The sequence below is a fragment of the Halomonas sp. GT genome, assembly GCF_002082565.1.
In the GTDB taxonomy this organism is placed as follows: Bacteria; Pseudomonadota; Gammaproteobacteria; order Pseudomonadales; family Halomonadaceae; genus Vreelandella.
Map to the genome: position 1 here is coordinate 33,321 of NZ_CP020562.1, position 16,767 is coordinate 50,087.

The following is a 16,767-nucleotide window of genomic DNA, read 5'->3' on the forward strand; positions in this document are numbered from 1 at the left end:
GCGCCAGAAGGCGCTGCATAAGTTAAGACATGATTGTTAATTCATATGAGCCAGCTTATCCCGTCAGCGGCGTGCAATCCAACGTTGTGGATTAATTGGTTCTCCGCTACGCCGTACTTCGAAGTAAAGCGCGGGGTTGGTCTGCCCGCCACTGTTGCCGACACGTCCAATTTCAGTGCCACGACTTACTTGTTGGCCGGGCCGCGCACTAAATTGTTGCAAGTGAGCATAGAGCGTCATGATCTGATCACCGTGATCAATAATCAGTAGGTTGCCAAAGCCACGCATCCAGTCGGCGAATACTACGCGGCCCGAATGAACGGCTGCTACTGCACTACCTGAGTCCGCTCGGATCACAATGCCGTTATAGTGCACGCCGTCTCTACGTTGAAAGGTTGCCGTAATGGCTCCTTGAACGGGCCAGGGTAAGTCCCCCTGCGTGCGGGTGATGTGTGTGGTCGGTGTTGGCTTGGCTAAGCGAGCCAGCTCCGCTTGTATCGCCCTTAGCTGCTGCTCGGCCTGTTCACGGCTTTGGTTAAGATCGGCTAAGCGATCTTCTTCGCTGCCATAGCGATCATCCAGGGTCGCTACGACACCACGCCGTTCCTCGGTTCGCTGGGCGAGTAAAGCGCTTTGCTCTTCTAGCTCGCCGGCTAATGCATCAAGGCGCGTTTGACGCTCGCTGAGCGCTTGCTCAGTATCTGCCAGTGCGGTGTCGAGGCGGCTTATATCCGTAAGGCGTTGCTGGCGCGCCTGAGTCAGGCGATTTAGATACGCCTGCATTCGATCCAGCTCGGCTGGATCGCTTTGGTTAAGAAGCAGTTTTAACTGGGGCGTTGGCCCCAGTCGATAAAGGGCTGCCAGCTGTTGGCTCAGCGCAGCGTATTGTGCTTCACGCTCACCTTCCAAGCGCTCTCGGTGCTGGCGAAGTTGGGTCGTTTCGTCGGCCAGTTGACGGCGCTCAGCCTGAAGTTGATCCAGACGCTGGTGAGTCTCGGCAAGCTCCGTTTCCACATGGCGCAGCTCGCGCTCGGCACTATCCCGTGCTTGCCCGGTCGCACTGAGGCGCTGGGCAGCCGCTTCGATCTCCTGGCCAATCGCATCCAACTGCTGGCGCGCGGCATTTTCATTTGGCTGGGCTAAACTTGCTGGCGCATAACCTAACGCCAGCATGAGCGCGACAGCTAACGTCCATCGCATCAGCATCAATCAAAATGAATCAGTGGGTTACCTGTCATTGCTTCGGGCTGAGCCTGGTTCATCATGGTTAACAGCGTCGGCGCTAAATCGCACAGTCGTCCATCTTCCAGCCGTCCATTCTGCTCTCCCACGTAAATCAACGGTACCGTAAAGGTAGTATGGGCTGTTTGCGGCGCGCCTGTTTCTGGATGCACCATCTGTTCGGCATTGCCATGGTCAGCTGTGATCAGGCAAGCACCACCAGCACGCTCAATGGCCTCCACTACCCGGCCAACGCAAGTATCAACGGTTTCAATCGCTTTTACCGCGGCGTTGAAGTCACCGGTATGCCCAACCATGTCGCCATTGGCATAATTGCACACCATTAAGTCAAAGCGACCACTGTCGATAGCGTCCACCAGCTTATCGGTGATCTCAAAGGCACTCATCTCCGGTTTTTCGTCATAGGTTTTAACGTCACGGGGGGAGGGCACTAAGATGCGCTCTTCGCCCTCATATTCGGCTTCATTACCGCCGGAGAAGAAAAAGGTGACGTGGGGGTACTTTTCTGTTTCTGCAATGCGCAGTTGAGTTAGGCCTCGTTTAGCAACCACTTCACCCAAGGTGTCGGTGAGATCAGAAGGGGGAAAGGCCGCTGGTGCTGGGATGTTGGCGGCGTACTGGGTCATCGTGACTAAACCGTCGCCAGCCAGTGTGGGGCGTACACGCCGCTCAAAGCCGTTAAAATCAGGTTCAGTGATTGCGCGCGTTAATTCGCGGGCGCGGTCGGAGCGGAAATTGAGGAAAATAGCCGCATCGCCGTCTTGGAGCGTAATGGCGGTACCCTTCAGCGGAATACTGCTAGAAGCGACAAATTCATCGGTTTCGCCGCGCTGGTAAGCGTCGCGCAGGGCGGTTTCAGCGCTGGAAGCAATAAAGTCAGCGTGGCCATCGGTCAGCAAACGGTAGGCTTGCTCAACCCGCTCCCAGCGGTTATCACGGTCCATTGCATAAAAGCGGCCAATGACTGAGGCAACAAAGCCATTGTCGGCACCCACCAGCTCTGCCAAACGTGCATTAGCACGCTCGATCGAACGGAGCGCACTTTGCGGCGGCATATCGCGTCCGTCTAAAAACGCATGGATAAAAATGCGCTGCGCGCCGCGTCGGGCAGCAAGCTCAGCCATGGCAATAAAGTGATCTTCGTGGCTGTGCACGCCGCCGGGAGAAAGCAGCCCAAGTAAGTGGACAGCACGGCCATTGGCAACGGCCTCATCGATGGGCTTGGTCAGTACCTCGTTGGTGTCTAGATCGCCGTCTTCAATTGCTTTGGTGATGCGGGTGAAGTCCTGGTACACAATACGTCCGGCACCAATATTCATATGGCCTACTTCAGAATTACCCATCTGCCCGTCAGGCAGACCCACATGGCGACCATCGGTGTGCACAAAGGCATGCGGGCGATTGGCCCACAGTTTGTCCATGTTGGGCGTATTGGCAGCGGCCACTGCGTTGTGGGCACTATCGGGATTGTGGCCGTAGCCATCTAAGATGATTAGCGCCACGGGGCGCGGTGCAGTTGTAGCCATGAAAAACCTCGTTATGTTGGTCAGCCAAGCGACATGAGGTGCTGTTTGAAACGTTGGTGAAGGTTGCTCAAACAGTTTTCAGACAACACCTTATAATCAGGGTCGCGACAGGCGCGCGCTTGGGGCATCATAACGCAGGCAGCCGTTGGGCGTCATGGCCTGCGCGGTATGCCGTGTGACGTGTATACTTGTTGCGTTTCTGGAGGCGGCTAGGCCGCTTTTTTCTGCATAGACCAAGAGATTGTGTTCACGATGATCGATCAGCTGTTCGAATTCGTAATGAACCACCCCCTACTTGTCGGGGCGTTTTTGCTGGTATTAATAGCATGGGTGGCGTACGAAGCGCGCAGCGCCGCCACGCATGCTGTGACCTCTACACAGGCGACTCAGCTTATTAACCGTGAAGATGCGGTGGTGCTGGATATCCGTGAAAGCAAAGACTTTAAAGCAGGACATATTGCAGGTGCACGCAATATTCCCCAAAGCAGCCTCGACAGCCGCATGAATGAACTGGAGAAAGTGAAAAGCCAGCCGATCATCGTGGTATGTAAGCATGGCCAGAGCTCTGGTGCTGCCCAAGCAAAGCTTGCTAAGGCAGGTTTTGAACGTGTCAATAAGTTAAGAGGTGGCATGGTGCAGTGGCAGGCCGATGGTCTTCCGGTGGTAAAAAAGTAATTAAGTAGAACGTATTTAATCGTGCGCTGTCGCGCAATTTTTTAGCAGATGAACAATTAGGAGTATTCCAATGGCGGAAGATAACAACACCCCGCAGGCAGGCGCCGCAGAAGGTGAAAAGCCTCAGCTGAAGTTCTCTTTACAGCGCATCTATGTGAAAGATATTTCCTTTGAAGCGCCGAACTCACCTTCCGTATTCAAGCAGGCATTTAAGCCTAAGGTGAATCTGGATCTGAACACTACTAGCCAGAAAATCGCCGACGATCAGTACGAAGTGGTTGTAAAGGTGACAGCTCAGGTTAACGATAGCGAAACCGGCACTACGTCGTTCCTTGCAGAAGTAGAGCAAGCCGGCCTGTTCCGTATTGCTGGAATTGAAGGGGCTCAGCTGGAACAAACTCTGGGTGCGTTCTGCCCCAACTTGCTGTTCCCTTATGCCCGTGAATGCGTTGACAACCTAGTCAATCGTGGTGGTTTCCCGCCGCTAATGCTGGCGCCGGTGAATTTTGAAGCCATGTACGCTCAGCGCAAGCAGCGTGAAGCGCAGCAGGCTCAGCAAGCAGCCGAGAATACTCACTAAGTATGCATGCTGCTGACTGGGTTGCCTTACACGGCAAAATGCCCCGCCTTTATGTGCCCGCTGAGTTTGCAGTGGGCGCAACCATCACTCTGCCTGACGGCCCGGCGCGGCATGTGACGCGGGTGCTACGGTTGGGCGAAAGTGCACCGCTGATGCTGTTTGATGGCAACGGCCAAGAGGCTGGCGTGCGCTTAGCCGATGTTGGTCGCAAGCAAACGACAGTGATCATCGAGGCTGTCTGGCCGGGTAGTGGCGAATCGCCGTTAGCGGTGCACCTTGGCCAAGCGATCTCGAAAGGCGACCGGATGGATTATGCCATTCAAAAAGCCGTTGAGCTGGGCGTTGCAGCGATTACCCCGCTCTACACAGAGCGGGGTGATGTGCGTCTCAAGGGCGACCGTGAAGAGAAAAAACTGGCTCACTGGCAGGCGGTTGCGGCTAGCGCTTGTGAGCAGAGTGGGCGAGCGGTTGTCCCCCCCGTCTATCCACCAAAAGCACTGGAGGAGTGGCTTGCCGAGCGGCAAGAGCCATTACGCTTGATGCTTCACCTAGCGACAGGCAATGTATTTTCGCAGCAGCCATGCCCCGCTTCAGTAGCACTCTTAATCGGCCCAGAGGGTGGCTTAAGTGATGTGGATATTAACGCAGCCACTGCCGGTGGCTTTACACCGCTGACGCTCGGCCCAAGAGTATTGCGTACCGAAACGGCGCCTGTTGTTGCGCTAACGCTGCTACAGCACCACTTCGGCGATGTGTAAGTACTCACTTATTAGCGCTCGCTTTCCAGTACCTGCTTTTAAAAGCGCATTTTTAAGAGCTTATATTTTCAAGAACTTATATTTACAAGCGCTTATTCTTAAGAACCTATTTTAGGGACTGATTTTTAGGGGCTTTTGTAAGTAAGTGCTTACTGCCAAGCTACTGCTATTGTAAGCGGTAGTAGCCGCTATTTATCGCTGTCGAATTTACGTATACCGGCTGCGCTTTGCCTTGTGTTCGCGAGGCACCATAATGAAGATCTACTTTTTGTAAGGACGGTACCCATGGTCCGTGAGTCACACTCTTCTCCCCGATCCGCAAGCGACGCCGCCGCTCAGCTGGGTGACGTAGCCTATTTGACCGTGACGGCGGTCAATAGCACAGGGGCCTTTCTGCAATGGGGGCAGCCCAAAGATGTACTACTGCCTTATAGCGAACAGCGCTTTCGCCCCGACCCCGGTAAGCGGGTCTTGGTAATGCTGTATAGCGATGACCAAGGGCGACCTGTGGCTACCATGCGCCTGGATCGTTTTTTGACAGATGACGCCTGGGCGCTAGAAAAAGGTGATGAAGTGGCTGTGGTGGTGGCTGACCGTACTGACCTTGGGATGAAGGTAGTGGTTAATCACCGCTACTGGGGGTTGATCTATCAAGATGATATTACCCAGCCGCTGCGCCGTGGGCAGTCGCTGAAAGGCTATGTAAAGCAGCGCCGCGAAGATGGCCGTGTTGATATTTGCCTGCTCCCCCCAGGTGTGGCTCGCTTAGATGTAGTGGGTGATAAAGTATTGCAAGCGCTGCGTCAAAGTGGTGGTTATCTAGCGTTAGGTGATAAAAGTTCAGCACATGATATTAAAACGCGTTTAGGGGTTAGCAAGAGCGCTTACAAACAGGCCATAGGGCGGCTTTATAAGCAGCAATTAATAACGCTAGAGCCTGGTGCTATCCGACTTGTGCCTGGTGCGTTAACGGATGAGGAAGAAGAGTAGCCACTAGCGACGGTTGGAGCTGTGCAGGCAGTGCGGCATACTGCTTACCTTTTGTTCATGTATGGATGTTACCCCGATGAGCCAATCAACGTTGCATCTCGGTGTGGTGATGGATCCCATCAGCGACATCGCTTACAAGAAAGATACCACCATGGCCATGCTTTGGGCGGCGCAAGAGCGCGGCTACACACTGCATTATATGGAACAAGAAGATCTTTTCTTGAATGCAGGACAGGCTTATGCACGTATGCGCCCGTTAACGGTGCATCGCGATCCTAACCATTGGTACGACCTCGGTGAAGCGGCTCAGCGCCCACTGGTGGAGTTGGATATTGTACTAATGCGCAAAGACCCGCCTGTCGATGCCGACTTTACCAATGCGGTCCATCTGCTGGGGTTTGCCGAACGGGAAGGCGTTCTGGTAGTGAATCCAACCGCTGCGCTGTTGCAGTGTAATGAAAAATTATTTGCCCAGCAGTTTCCCCAGTGTTGTGCGCCCACTATTGTCGCCAGTCGTGATGACGTCCTGCGCGCTTTCCACGCGGAGCATGGTGATGTGATTTTCAAACCCCTTGATGGCATGGGCGGTACTGGGATTTTTCATATCGGCCCTGATGGCCGCAACATTGGTGCGGTCATTGAGCAATTAACCCTGCGCGGCCAGCGGCAAATTATGGCGCAACGCTACCTAGCCGAAATCAAAGATGGCGACACACGCATCTTATTAGTTGACGGTGAACCCGTGCCCTATGGGCTGGCGCGCATTCCCTCGGCGGGTGAAACTCGGGGTAACCTCGCCGCTGGCGGGCGTGGTGTTAGCCGTGAGTTGACTGAGCGTGACCACTGGCTGATTCAGCAAGTGCAGCCCATGATTCGTGAAAAAGGGCTGATGTTTGTTGGTTTAGATGTGATTGGTGACTACATCACTGAAATTAACGTCACCAGTCCTACCTGTGTACGTGAAATTGATGATCAGCGCGGCACGGACATTGCCGGAATGCTGCTGGATGCTATTGAGCGTCGCCTTAACTAACCGATGCCGTTGAACGTTCTATTCGCCTAATAACGCGAGGCTCGCTGAGTATTCAGCGAGCCGTAGGAGACGCATGCAAAGCTTTAAGCATCATTTTTTGATGGCTATGCCTCATTTGGATGACCCTAATTTTGCCGGTAGCCTGATCTACCTTTGCGACCATGATCACAATGGTTGCATGGGGGTCATCGCCAATCGTCCACTTGAAATAACCCTCGATGCCCTCTTTGAACAGCTGTCGCTGGGAGGCGATGATAGTCCGCACCGTAATGCACCGGTCTATTATGGTGGCCCTATGCATAAGGATCGTGGCTTCATTCTGCATATCGGTGACAGCCAAGAGTGGGACTCCAGTGTTCAGGTAGAAGACGGTATCGCGCTTACCACCTCGATGGATATTCTTCAGGCACTTGCCGACGATACCGGCCCCGAAGATTTTCTGGTGTGCCTAGGCTGTGCTGGTTGGGACGTTGGGCAATTAGAAGACGAGCTAAAAGAGAATGCGTGGCTGACGGTCGAAGGCCAAGGCAGTGTGCTTTTTAACACCCCTCCCGCCGAGCGTCTAACCGCTGCCGCTGGCATACTGGGCGTTGATCTAAACCTGATGACCCGCGACGCGGGGCATGCATGATGGTTGAGTTTTATGGCTGATCGTGGGCAACGTCTAATACTCGCATTTGATTTTGGTACTCGGCGTATTGGCGTTGCGGTAGGCAATGAGTTGCTTAATAGCGCACGCGAGCTAACGCCCCTAACCGCTCGAGACGGCATTCCTGACTGGCACGTTGTTACACGGTTAGTAGAGGAGTGGCAGCCTGACTTGTTTGTGGTTGGCCTGCCGCTGAATATGGATGGTACTGAGTCTGCGATGAGCGCGAGGTCACGCAAGTTCGGTAATCGCCTGCACGGGCGCTATGGCAAGCCCTGTGAAATGGTTGACGAGCGTGGCTCTACTCGCGAAGCGAAGCAGATCGCTCATGCTGCAGGCCATCGTGGTAACTATCGAGAAGAAAGTGTCGATGGCATAGCTGCTGTGCTTATTCTAGAAGGTTGGTTTGCCCACCAAGAAGGACTTCCTGGTGGGCGGATCGCTCATTAAACCTGATGTAATGACTTAACGGTCTAGAGTGCCGGTTTGAGATGGCACAAACCAGCGCACTGGTCTCAGGTCTTTCTCAATCAGCTCATCTACCTTTAATAGCGTGGCAAAAATGGCCATCCGCATGGGGATCCCGTTGTCAGTTTGGCGGAAAATCGCCAAACGCGGGTCACCGTTAAGATTCACGTTTAGGTCATTGGCGCCAGGGCGGCTATCTCGGGGGAGCGGGTGCATGACAATCGTGCTCTGGCTGCAGCGCTGATCTAGGAAATCGCGATTAACCATAAAGTCATCGGAAAGCCCCTGAAAGCTCTCGTTCATTTCATCGGTAAAACGCTCTTTCTGAATGCGTGTGGTGTAAACCACGTCCAGATCTGAGAAGTCGCTGGCCAGTGAGTCACGTTGTTCGACGCGGTGCCCGCGAGATGTCACAAGGTCAATCAGCGCAGTCGGCATTTCCAGGCCCGGTGGAGATACCAAGGTAATGCGCAGCGGATCATAGAGAGACAGTAGCTTGATCAGCGAATGCACGGTGCGGCCATATTTCAAATCACCGGTCAGCAGAATATGTGCGCCGCTGAGTGATTTACCTAATCGCTGAAACTCTTTATCAATCGTATAGAGATCAAGCAGTGCTTGGCTTGGGTGTTCACCTGGGCCATCCCCTCCGTTAATTACCGGTACATTAGTGGCGGCGGCAAACTCTGCTACCGACCCTTGATCCGGATGGCGCATAACAATCGCATCGCAATAACCACTCATCACACGGCTGGTATCGTATAGTGATTCACCCTTGGCCATGGAAGAGAAAGTAAAACCGGTGGTGTCACACACACTTCCCCCCAGGCGGCAAAACGCGGCATTAAAGCTCACGCGTGTGCGTGTACTCGCTTCAAAGAATAAATTACCAAGCACAGCACCTTCCAGCACCCGAGTAACATGGCGGCGGCTGGCAATAGGCTCCATACGCGCTGCAACGCGTAGCAGGTGGTCAACGCTTTCGCGCTGTAATGAATCGACAGTTAATAGATGCTGGCTCATCACGGACCTCAAAATGGGGTGGGCGTTGGGTGCTATAAAGCTGGTGTAAGTGTAACCGTCAATGGAGTACCGTCGAAGCGCTTTCAAACACCAAACGGTTTGCCTTAAAACTTTTTTGCATTTATCTATAAATAGCCCTTGCCAAGACGGCAGCGAATCCGTAAAGTACGCATCCGCTGCCGGGGACGCACAGCGTTACCAGCGGTGATTAAAGGTGAAAACCTTCGGTTTGTCAGAGAGTTAGGGCAGTTATAAAGAAAGTATCGTTATCTCGCTTTCTTAACCCACTCGCTTCACTCGCTAAAAACAGTGATTGACAAACACTAGGAAATGCGTAGAATACGCCTTCCTCGCTGAGGCAAGCCAGTTCATCGGTTAGCCAGTCACTTCTTCGGAAGTTCAGCAGCGAAAACAGCTCTTTAACAATTTGATCAGGTAATTCATGTGGGCGCTTGCCGATGAGGGTGATAAATCACCAAATATCAAGGCAAGCGGTCATGACAATGTAAATTGAAATGAATTCGTTTGAACCTTGAGCCAAGTTTGATGCGCTTTTGTTGCCTTCGGGTGACGAGTAAGTATCACAATGATTTTAAACTGAAGAGTTTGATCATGGCTCAGATTGAACGCTGGCGGCAGGCCTAACACATGCAAGTCGAGCGGTAACAGGGGTAGCTTGCTACCCGCTGACGAGCGGCGGACGGGTGAGTAATGCATAGGAATCTGCCCGGTAGTGGGGGATAACCTGGGGAAACCCAGGCTAATACCGCATACGTCCTACGGGAGAAAGGGGGCTCCGGCTCCCGCTATTGGATGAGCCTATGTCGGATTAGCTAGTTGGTGAGGTAAAGGCTCACCAAGGCAACGATCCGTAGCTGGTCTGAGAGGATGATCAGCCACATCGGGACTGAGACACGGCCCGAACTCCTACGGGAGGCAGCAGTGGGGAATATTGGACAATGGGGGCAACCCTGATCCAGCCATGCCGCGTGTGTGAAGAAGGCCTTCGGGTTGTAAAGCACTTTCAGCGAGGAAGAACGCCTAGTGGTTAATACCCATTAGGAAAGACATCACTCGCAGAAGAAGCACCGGCTAACTCCGTGCCAGCAGCCGCGGTAATACGGAGGGTGCAAGCGTTAATCGGAATTACTGGGCGTAAAGCGCGCGTAGGTGGCTTGATAAGCCGGTTGTGAAAGCCCCGGGCTCAACCTGGGAACGGCATCCGGAACTGTCAAGCTAGAGTGCAGGAGAGGAAGGTAGAATTCCCGGTGTAGCGGTGAAATGCGTAGAGATCGGGAGGAATACCAGTGGCGAAGGCGGCCTTCTGGACTGACACTGACACTGAGGTGCGAAAGCGTGGGTAGCAAACAGGATTAGATACCCTGGTAGTCCACGCCGTAAACGATGTCGACCAGCCGTTGGGTGCCTAGCGCACTTTGTGGCGAAGTTAACGCGATAAGTCGACCGCCTGGGGAGTACGGCCGCAAGGTTAAAACTCAAATGAATTGACGGGGGCCCGCACAAGCGGTGGAGCATGTGGTTTAATTCGATGCAACGCGAAGAACCTTACCTACTCTTGACATCCTGCGAACTTGTGAGAGATCACTTGGTGCCTTCGGGAACGCAGAGACAGGTGCTGCATGGCTGTCGTCAGCTCGTGTTGTGAAATGTTGGGTTAAGTCCCGTAACGAGCGCAACCCTTGTCCTTATTTGCCAGCGGGTAATGCCGGGAACTCTAAGGAGACTGCCGGTGACAAACCGGAGGAAGGTGGGGACGACGTCAAGTCATCATGGCCCTTACGAGTAGGGCTACACACGTGCTACAATGGCCGGTACAAAGGGTTGCGAGCTCGCGAGAGTCAGCTAATCCCGAAAAGCCGGTCTCAGTCCGGATCGGAGTCTGCAACTCGACTCCGTGAAGTCGGAATCGCTAGTAATCGTGAATCAGAATGTCACGGTGAATACGTTCCCGGGCCTTGTACACACCGCCCGTCACACCATGGGAGTGGACTGCACCAGAAGTGGTTAGCCTAACGCAAGAGGGCGATCACCACGGTGTGGTTCATGACTGGGGTGAAGTCGTAACAAGGTAGCCGTAGGGGAACCTGCGGCTGGATCACCTCCTTAAACGATGCATCATCCTCGCGGTAAGCGCTCACAATGAATTACCTGATCAGAATGCTGTTGATACGCAGTGATAAGCGTTTTCTTCATAGTGAAAGAAGAGAAAAGAGCTTTTTTAAGATCTTCTTTAAAGACCTTTCTTTTCCTTTTAATGTGAAAAAAGCAACCGCTTATCACTGCGCATAGCAGTCGCTCTTTAACAATGTATATCATGCTGACATAAACGCTTCTTTGAAGTGTTTATACGTAATTGTTTTGTGATACGTCTCAAGCGTATCCGGCAATCGTTATCATTGCGAGACACCAGACTCCTTCGGGTTATAGGGTCAAGCAATGAAGCGCACACGGTGGATGCCTAGGCAGCCAGAGGCGATGAAAGACGTGGAAGCCTGCGATAAGGCTCGGCGAGGTGGCAAACAACCTGTGACCCGGGCATTTCTGAATGGGGAAACCCACTCATCATAAGATGAGTATCTTGCGCTGAATATATAGGCGTAAGAGGCGAACCAGGGGAACTGAAACATCTAAGTACCCTGAGGAAAAGAAATCAACCGAGATTCCCCTAGTAGCGGCGAGCGAACGGGGACCAGCCCTTAAGCATGTGACTGATTAGGCGAATGCGCTGGGAAGCGCGGCCATAGTGGGTGATAGCCCCGTAGTCGAAAATCTGATCATGTGAAATCGAGTAGGTCGGGGCACGAGAAACCTTGACTGAAGACGGGGGGACCATCCTCCAAGGCTAAATACTCCTGGCTGACCGATAGTGAACCAGTACCGTGAGGGAAAGGCGAAAAGAACCCCGGAGAGGGGAGTGAAATAGATCCTGAAACCGTGTGCGTACAAGCAGTAGGAGCAGACTTGTTCTGTGACTGCGTACCTTTTGTATAATGGGTCAGCGACTTATATTCAGTGGCGAGGTTAACCGTTTAGGGGAGCCGTAGGGAAACCGAGTCTTAACTGGGCGACACAGTCGCTGGATATAGACCCGAAACCGAGCGATCTATCCATGAGCAGGGTGAAGGTTGAGTAACATCAACTGGAGGCCCGAACCAGGATCTGTTGAAAAAGATTTGGATGACTTGTGGATCGGAGTGAAAGGCTAATCAAGCTCGGAGATAGCTGGTTCTCCTCGAAAGCTATTTAGGTAGCGCCTCACGTATCACCGCCGGGGGTAGAGCACTGTTTCGGCTAGGGGGTCATCCCGACTTACCAACCCGAGGCAAACTCCGAATACCGGTGAGTGCGAGCGTGGGAGACACACGGCGGGTGCTAACGTCCGTCGTGAAAAGGGAAACAACCCAGACCGTCAGCTAAGGTCCCGAAATCCTGGTTAAGTGGGAAACGATGTGGGAAGGCTCAGACAGCTAGGAGGTTGGCTTAGAAGCAGCCATCCTTTAAAGAAAGCGTAATAGCTCACTAGTCGAGTCGGCCTGCGCGGAAGATGTAACGGGGCTAAACCAGGTACCGAAGCTACGGGTTCACACTTAGGTGTGAGCGGTAGAGGAGCGTCGTGTAAGCCAATGAAGGTGAATTGAGAAGTTCGCTGGAGGTATCACGAGTGCGAATGCTGACATGAGTAACGATAAAGGGAGTGAAAAACTCCCTCGCCGGAAGACCAAGGGTTTCTGTTCGACGCTAATCGGAGCAGAGTGAGTCGGCCCCTAAGGCGAGGCCGAAAGGCGTAGTCGATGGGAAACGGGTTAATATTCCCGTACCGGACATGATTGCGATGGGGGGACGGAGAAGGCTAGGTGAGCCAGGCGTTGGTTGTCCTGGTGAAAGTGAGTAGGCTGGCATCTTAGGTAAATCCGGGATGCTTTAAGGCCGAGACACGAAACGAACTGACCACGGTCAGGAAGTCATTGATGCCACGCTTCCAGGAAAAGCCTCTAAGCTTCAGATCATGTGCGACCGTACCCCAAACCGACACAGGTGGTCAGGGTGAGAATCCCAAGGCGCTTGAGAGAACTCGGGTGAAGGAACTAGGCAAAATGGTGCCGTAACTTCGGGAGAAGGCACGCCGGCGTAGGGTGACGAGACTTGCTCTCAGAGCCCGAACCGGTCGAAGATACCAGGTGGCTGCAACTGTTTAGTAAAAACACAGCACTCTGCTAACGCGCAAGCGGACGTATAGGGTGTGACGCCTGCCCGGTGCCGGAAGGTTAAATGATGGTGTTAGCCGCAAGGCGAAGCTCTTGATTGAAGCCCCGGTAAACGGCGGCCGTAACTATAACGGTCCTAAGGTAGCGAAATTCCTTGTCGGGTAAGTTCCGACCTGCACGAATGGCGTAATGATGGCCACGCTGTCTCCACCCGAGACTCAGTGAAATTGAAATCGCCGTGAAGATGCGGTGTACCCGCGGCTAGACGGAAAGACCCCGTGAACCTTTACTATAGCTTCACACTGGACGCTGATGTTGCCTGTGTAGGATAGCTGGGAGGCTTTGAATCTCGGACGCCAGTTCGAGGGGAGCCAACCTTGAAATACCAGCCTGGCATCATTGGCGTTCTCACTCAGGTCCGTTATCCGGATCGAGGACAGTGTGTGGTGGGTAGTTTGACTGGGGCGGTCTCCTCCCAAAGAGTAACGGAGGAGCACGAAGGTACCCTCAGCACGGTCGGACATCGTGCAGTGAGTGCAAGAGCATAAGGGTGCTTGACTGCGAGACAGACACGTCGAGCAGGTGCGAAAGCAGGTTCTAGTGATCCGGTGGTTCTGTATGGAAGGGCCATCGCTCAACGGATAAAAGGTACTCCGGGGATAACAGGCTGATACCGCCCAAGAGTTCACATCGACGGCGGTGTTTGGCACCTCGATGTCGGCTCATCACATCCTGGGGCTGAAGTCGGTCCCAAGGGTATGGCTGTTCGCCATTTAAAGTGGTACGCGAGCTGGGTTTAGAACGTCGTGAGACAGTTCGGTCCCTATCTGCCGTGGGCGTTGGATGTTTGAGAAGGGCTGCTCCTAGTACGAGAGGACCGGAGTGGACGCACCTCTGGTGTTCCGGTTGTCACGCCAGTGGCATTGCCGGGTAGCTATGTGCGGACGGGATAACCGCTGAAAGCATCTAAGCGGGAAGCCCCCTTCAAGATGAGACATCCCTGAGGCCTAGAGCCTCCTGAAGGGCCCAGCGAGACCAGCTGGTTGATAGGCACGGTGTGGAAGCGCTGCAAGGCGTTGAGCTAACGTGTACTAATGGCCCGTGAGGCTTGACCCTATAACACCCAAGGGGTCTGGTCGCAGTGATAACGAGACGAGTGTGAAGACACTCAGAGAACCGGATACGCGAATCAAGCCCAACGTGACACACGAAGGACTTGAGACGAAAGAGACGCCACAAAACATCAGTAACATGTTCAGCATGATATACATTAAAAGTTACGCCTGACGACCATAGCACGCGTGAACCACCTGATCCCATGCCGAACTCAGAAGTGAAACCGCTTAGCGCCGATGGTAGTGTGGGGTCTCCCCATGCGAGAGTAGGTCATCGTCAGGCACTTATACCGCAAAAAACCCAGCCCATCGGCTGGGTTTTTTGTTTGTGCGGAAGAAAAAAGCACCCTCTGGCCCCTATCACAAAGCGGCCACTTCCCGAAGCGTACACCGCACGTCATCCCCGAGCCACCGCACCGTCATTCCCGAGTCACCACACCGTCATTCCCGAGTGGGGTTATCGGGAATCCACCTTGACCTTGGACAGCAGAAGCCTGGAACCCCAGCTCAACATGGATTCCCGCTAAGGGCCTGTGGGAATGACGAGAGCTGGGTGGAGCCATCGCCAAGTACTTATTCGAAGAAATCCCCCAGAGCCTCGTGCCCTGGGGGATTTTTTGTTTGAAAGAAAGCTGCTTAACAGATATCAAAGAGACGGTTACGGATTGGTTTAGATAATTAGCCAATGGGTACGTAACAATCCTTAAAACTTGTCACGGTCTCTTCAGTAGACCCCATGGATCAAATACTTCACTATCAAGGCTCTAACAACAGCGTTTGTGTCAGGCTTCATGTCATAGGGTTTGTGCCAGAGGATAGAGGCGCTATATCACTACATTCTATCTGTTGCTCAAATTCTGGTGGTAGGTGATTTCGCTTTAAAATTGAATAATACGCCATTGCTTGGGAGCAGGTGTTATGTCGGATTGGACGTCTGGATACGTAGCGGATATTAGTTACACATATGGATATTACGCTGAACTTAATCCTTTGCGAATTGCGCTAGGGTTTATCAACGCCGGTATTCGGCCGCCAAACGTTATCAATGCCTGTGAGCTGGGGTTTGGTCAGGGCGTTAGTACCAACATTCATGCGGCGGCTTCACAAATCAACTGGTACGGAACAGATTTTAATCCCCATCAAGCAGCCTTTGCGCAAGAGTTATCATCTATTAGTGGTGCTAATGCAAAGCTACACGACGATGCGTTTGATGAATTTTGTCAGCGTGACGATCTACCTGAATTCGACTATATCGGCCTTCACGGCATATGGAGCTGGATTTCGGATGAAAACCGTGCAGTGATTGTCGATTTTATTCGCCGTAAGTTGAGGGTAGGGGGTGTGTTGTACATTAGCTACAACACACAACCAGGTTGGGCAGCGATGGTGCCAATGCGTGACTTGCTAGCGGAGCATGCTGATATCATGAGCGCGCAAGGTGCAGGCACCATTTCACGTATTGATGATGCCATTGCGTTTGCTGAGAAGCTGGTAGCTGTAAATCCAGAATACTGTAATGCTAATCCTCAGATTAAGAATCGCTTAGCGAAAATTAAACAAGATAATAAAAATTACGTAGCTCATGAATACTTTAACCGGGATTGGGAGCCGATGGCATTTGCTAAAATGGCACGCTGGCTAGAGCCTGCAAAGATGGATTGGGCTTGCAGTGCGCGATATGCAGATGCCATCGAAAGTATTCAGTTAACCAATGAGCAACAGGCCTTAATTAATAACATTCCTAACCCGCTATTTCGCCAGTCGGTGCGTGATTTTTGTGAGAATCGTCAATTTCGTACCGATTACTGGGTAAAAGGGGCGCGCCGTTTAAGTGGTCTTGATAAAGATGAAATGCTAGATGGTCTTCGCGTGATTATGGGAGTACCACGTAAAGATGTGCAGCTAAAAATCGCAGGGAGGCTGGGTAACTTTGACTTGCCTAGCAATATTTATACGCCGCTGCTAGATACGCTTTCATCCTACCAGCCGGTATTTGTATCCGAACTTTGGCAGGTTGCAAAAGAGCATGGAGTGGGACGTTCTGCATTGAACAGTGCAATCGCCATACTTGCATCAAAAGGTATTATTTTGCCTGCCCAGTCCGATGATGATATTTCCAAAGCAGCTTCCAAGACTGATCGACTCAATCGCTTTTTAATGAGCCAGTCAAGAAGCACGACGGAGTTGAGTTATCTAGCAAGCCCTGTGACAGGAGGTGGTATCGCTGTATCGCTCTTCCATCAGTTTTTCCTGCTTGCCACATTAGAGGGAGGCGATGATGCTAAAACGTTAGCTACTTTTGCATGGCGTATTTTGGCGTCTCAAAACAAATGCCTGCTTAAAGAGGGCAAGCCAATTTCGGATGAGAATGAGAATTTGGCTGAGCTTGAGCGCCAAGCTGGTGATTTTTTAGATAAGCGGTTACCCCTCTATCGAGCGCTAAAAATTATCTGATCAGTAACACATACTGTCATATAGCATG

General features: G+C 52.6%; 11 protein-coding genes and 3 rRNA genes. 11 read left to right on the forward strand and 3 right to left on the reverse strand.

The window, feature by feature from the left end; translation table 11 throughout:
- Positions 1-63: 63 nt before the first annotated feature.
- Both B6A39_RS00150 and gpmI read right to left on the reverse strand, forming a co-directional pair.
- The gene (locus tag B6A39_RS00150) at positions 64-1,200 is read right to left on the reverse strand and encodes a murein hydrolase activator EnvC family protein (protein ID WP_156886184.1); all 1,137 of its coding nucleotides are present in this window, start codon (positions 1,198-1,200) and stop codon (positions 64-66) included.
- A gap of 5 nt (positions 1,201-1,205) precedes the next feature.
- Positions 1,206-2,768, reverse strand: coding sequence for a 2,3-bisphosphoglycerate-independent phosphoglycerate mutase (gene gpmI / locus B6A39_RS00155; RefSeq protein ID WP_083000209.1), 1,563 nt, complete (start codon positions 2,766-2,768; stop codon positions 1,206-1,208).
- 252 nt (positions 2,769-3,020) lie between these two features.
- Between gpmI and B6A39_RS00160 the strand changes: the two genes are divergently transcribed.
- The 7 genes from B6A39_RS00160 to ruvX all read left to right on the forward strand — a co-directional run bounded on the left by B6A39_RS00160 (position 3,021) and on the right by ruvX (position 7,903).
- Positions 3,021-3,443 (forward strand): rhodanese-like domain-containing protein, encoded by a 423-nt coding sequence (locus tag B6A39_RS00160; protein ID WP_030071716.1) that lies wholly within the window; start codon positions 3,021-3,023, stop codon positions 3,441-3,443.
- A 70-nt stretch (positions 3,444-3,513) separates the two neighbouring features.
- Positions 3,514-4,023: a protein-export chaperone SecB gene (secB, locus tag B6A39_RS00165; protein ID WP_083000211.1), complete on the forward strand. Its 510-nt coding sequence runs from the start codon at positions 3,514-3,516 to the stop codon at positions 4,021-4,023.
- Positions 4,024-4,025: 2 nt separating this feature from the next.
- Positions 4,026-4,781, forward strand: a complete 756-nt coding sequence (locus B6A39_RS00170) for a 16S rRNA (uracil(1498)-N(3))-methyltransferase (protein WP_083000215.1) — start codon at positions 4,026-4,028, stop codon at positions 4,779-4,781.
- Between the two features lie 285 nt (positions 4,782-5,066).
- On the forward strand, positions 5,067-5,771 hold the full coding sequence (locus B6A39_RS00175) for a CvfB family protein (RefSeq protein WP_083000217.1): 705 nt from the start codon (positions 5,067-5,069) through the stop codon (positions 5,769-5,771).
- Positions 5,772-5,847: 76 nt separating this feature from the next.
- A complete protein-coding gene (gene gshB / locus B6A39_RS00180; protein ID WP_038480022.1) occupies positions 5,848-6,804 on the forward strand; it encodes a glutathione synthase in 957 nt (318 codons plus the stop codon).
- Positions 6,805-6,877: 73 nt separating this feature from the next.
- On the forward strand, positions 6,878-7,435 hold the full coding sequence (locus B6A39_RS00185; protein ID WP_038480025.1) for a YqgE/AlgH family protein: 558 nt from the start codon (positions 6,878-6,880) through the stop codon (positions 7,433-7,435).
- 12 nt (positions 7,436-7,447) lie between these two features.
- On the forward strand, positions 7,448-7,903 hold the full coding sequence (gene ruvX / locus B6A39_RS00190) for a Holliday junction resolvase RuvX (protein WP_083000219.1): 456 nt from the start codon (positions 7,448-7,450) through the stop codon (positions 7,901-7,903).
- Positions 7,904-7,918: 15 nt separating this feature from the next.
- Here the strand turns inward: ruvX and pyrB are convergent, their stop codons facing one another.
- A complete protein-coding gene (gene pyrB, locus B6A39_RS00195; protein ID WP_083000221.1) occupies positions 7,919-8,944 on the reverse strand; it encodes an aspartate carbamoyltransferase in 1,026 nt (341 codons plus the stop codon).
- A 594-nt stretch (positions 8,945-9,538) separates the two neighbouring features.
- Here pyrB and B6A39_RS00200 point away from each other — a divergent pair.
- The 4 genes from B6A39_RS00200 (at position 9,539) to B6A39_RS00215 (ending at position 16,739) form a co-directional block, all read left to right on the forward strand.
- A 16S ribosomal RNA gene (locus tag B6A39_RS00200) occupies positions 9,539-11,071 on the forward strand.
- Positions 11,072-11,392: 321 nt separating this feature from the next.
- A 23S ribosomal RNA gene (locus tag B6A39_RS00205) occupies positions 11,393-14,286 on the forward strand.
- A gap of 166 nt (positions 14,287-14,452) precedes the next feature.
- Positions 14,453-14,568, forward strand: a 5S ribosomal RNA gene (gene rrf, locus B6A39_RS00210).
- Together the 16S, 23S and 5S rRNA genes form the textbook arrangement of a ribosomal RNA operon.
- Before the next feature lie 635 nt (positions 14,569-15,203).
- On the forward strand, positions 15,204-16,739 hold the full coding sequence (locus tag B6A39_RS00215) for a class I SAM-dependent methyltransferase (protein ID WP_083000223.1): 1,536 nt from the start codon (positions 15,204-15,206) through the stop codon (positions 16,737-16,739).
- Positions 16,740-16,767 lie beyond the last annotated feature (28 nt).

Bases quoted from the DNA above. Each gene is read 5' to 3' on its own strand.
- gshB (WP_038480022.1), top strand. From the start codon at position 5,848: ATGAGCCAATCAACGTTGCATCTCGGTGTGGTGATGGATCCCATCAGC.
- ruvX (WP_083000219.1), top strand. From the start codon at position 7,448: ATGGCTGATCGTGGGCAACGTCTAATACTCGCATTTGATTTTGGTACT.
- pyrB (WP_083000221.1), bottom strand. From the start codon at position 8,944: ATGAGCCAGCATCTATTAACTGTCGATTCATTACAGCGCGAAAGCGTT.
- B6A39_RS00160 (WP_030071716.1), top strand. From the start codon at position 3,021: ATGATCGATCAGCTGTTCGAATTCGTAATGAACCACCCCCTACTTGTC.
- B6A39_RS00150 (WP_156886184.1), bottom strand. From the start codon at position 1,200: ATGCGATGGACGTTAGCTGTCGCGCTCATGCTGGCGTTAGGTTATGCG.
- B6A39_RS00185 (WP_038480025.1), top strand. From the start codon at position 6,878: ATGCAAAGCTTTAAGCATCATTTTTTGATGGCTATGCCTCATTTGGAT.
- gpmI (WP_083000209.1), bottom strand. From the start codon at position 2,768: ATGGCTACAACTGCACCGCGCCCCGTGGCGCTAATCATCTTAGATGGC.
- B6A39_RS00170 (WP_083000215.1), top strand. From the start codon at position 4,026: ATGCATGCTGCTGACTGGGTTGCCTTACACGGCAAAATGCCCCGCCTT.
- secB (WP_083000211.1), top strand. From the start codon at position 3,514: ATGGCGGAAGATAACAACACCCCGCAGGCAGGCGCCGCAGAAGGTGAA.
- B6A39_RS00175 (WP_083000217.1), top strand. From the start codon at position 5,067: ATGGTCCGTGAGTCACACTCTTCTCCCCGATCCGCAAGCGACGCCGCC.
- B6A39_RS00215 (WP_083000223.1), top strand. From the start codon at position 15,204: ATGTCGGATTGGACGTCTGGATACGTAGCGGATATTAGTTACACATAT.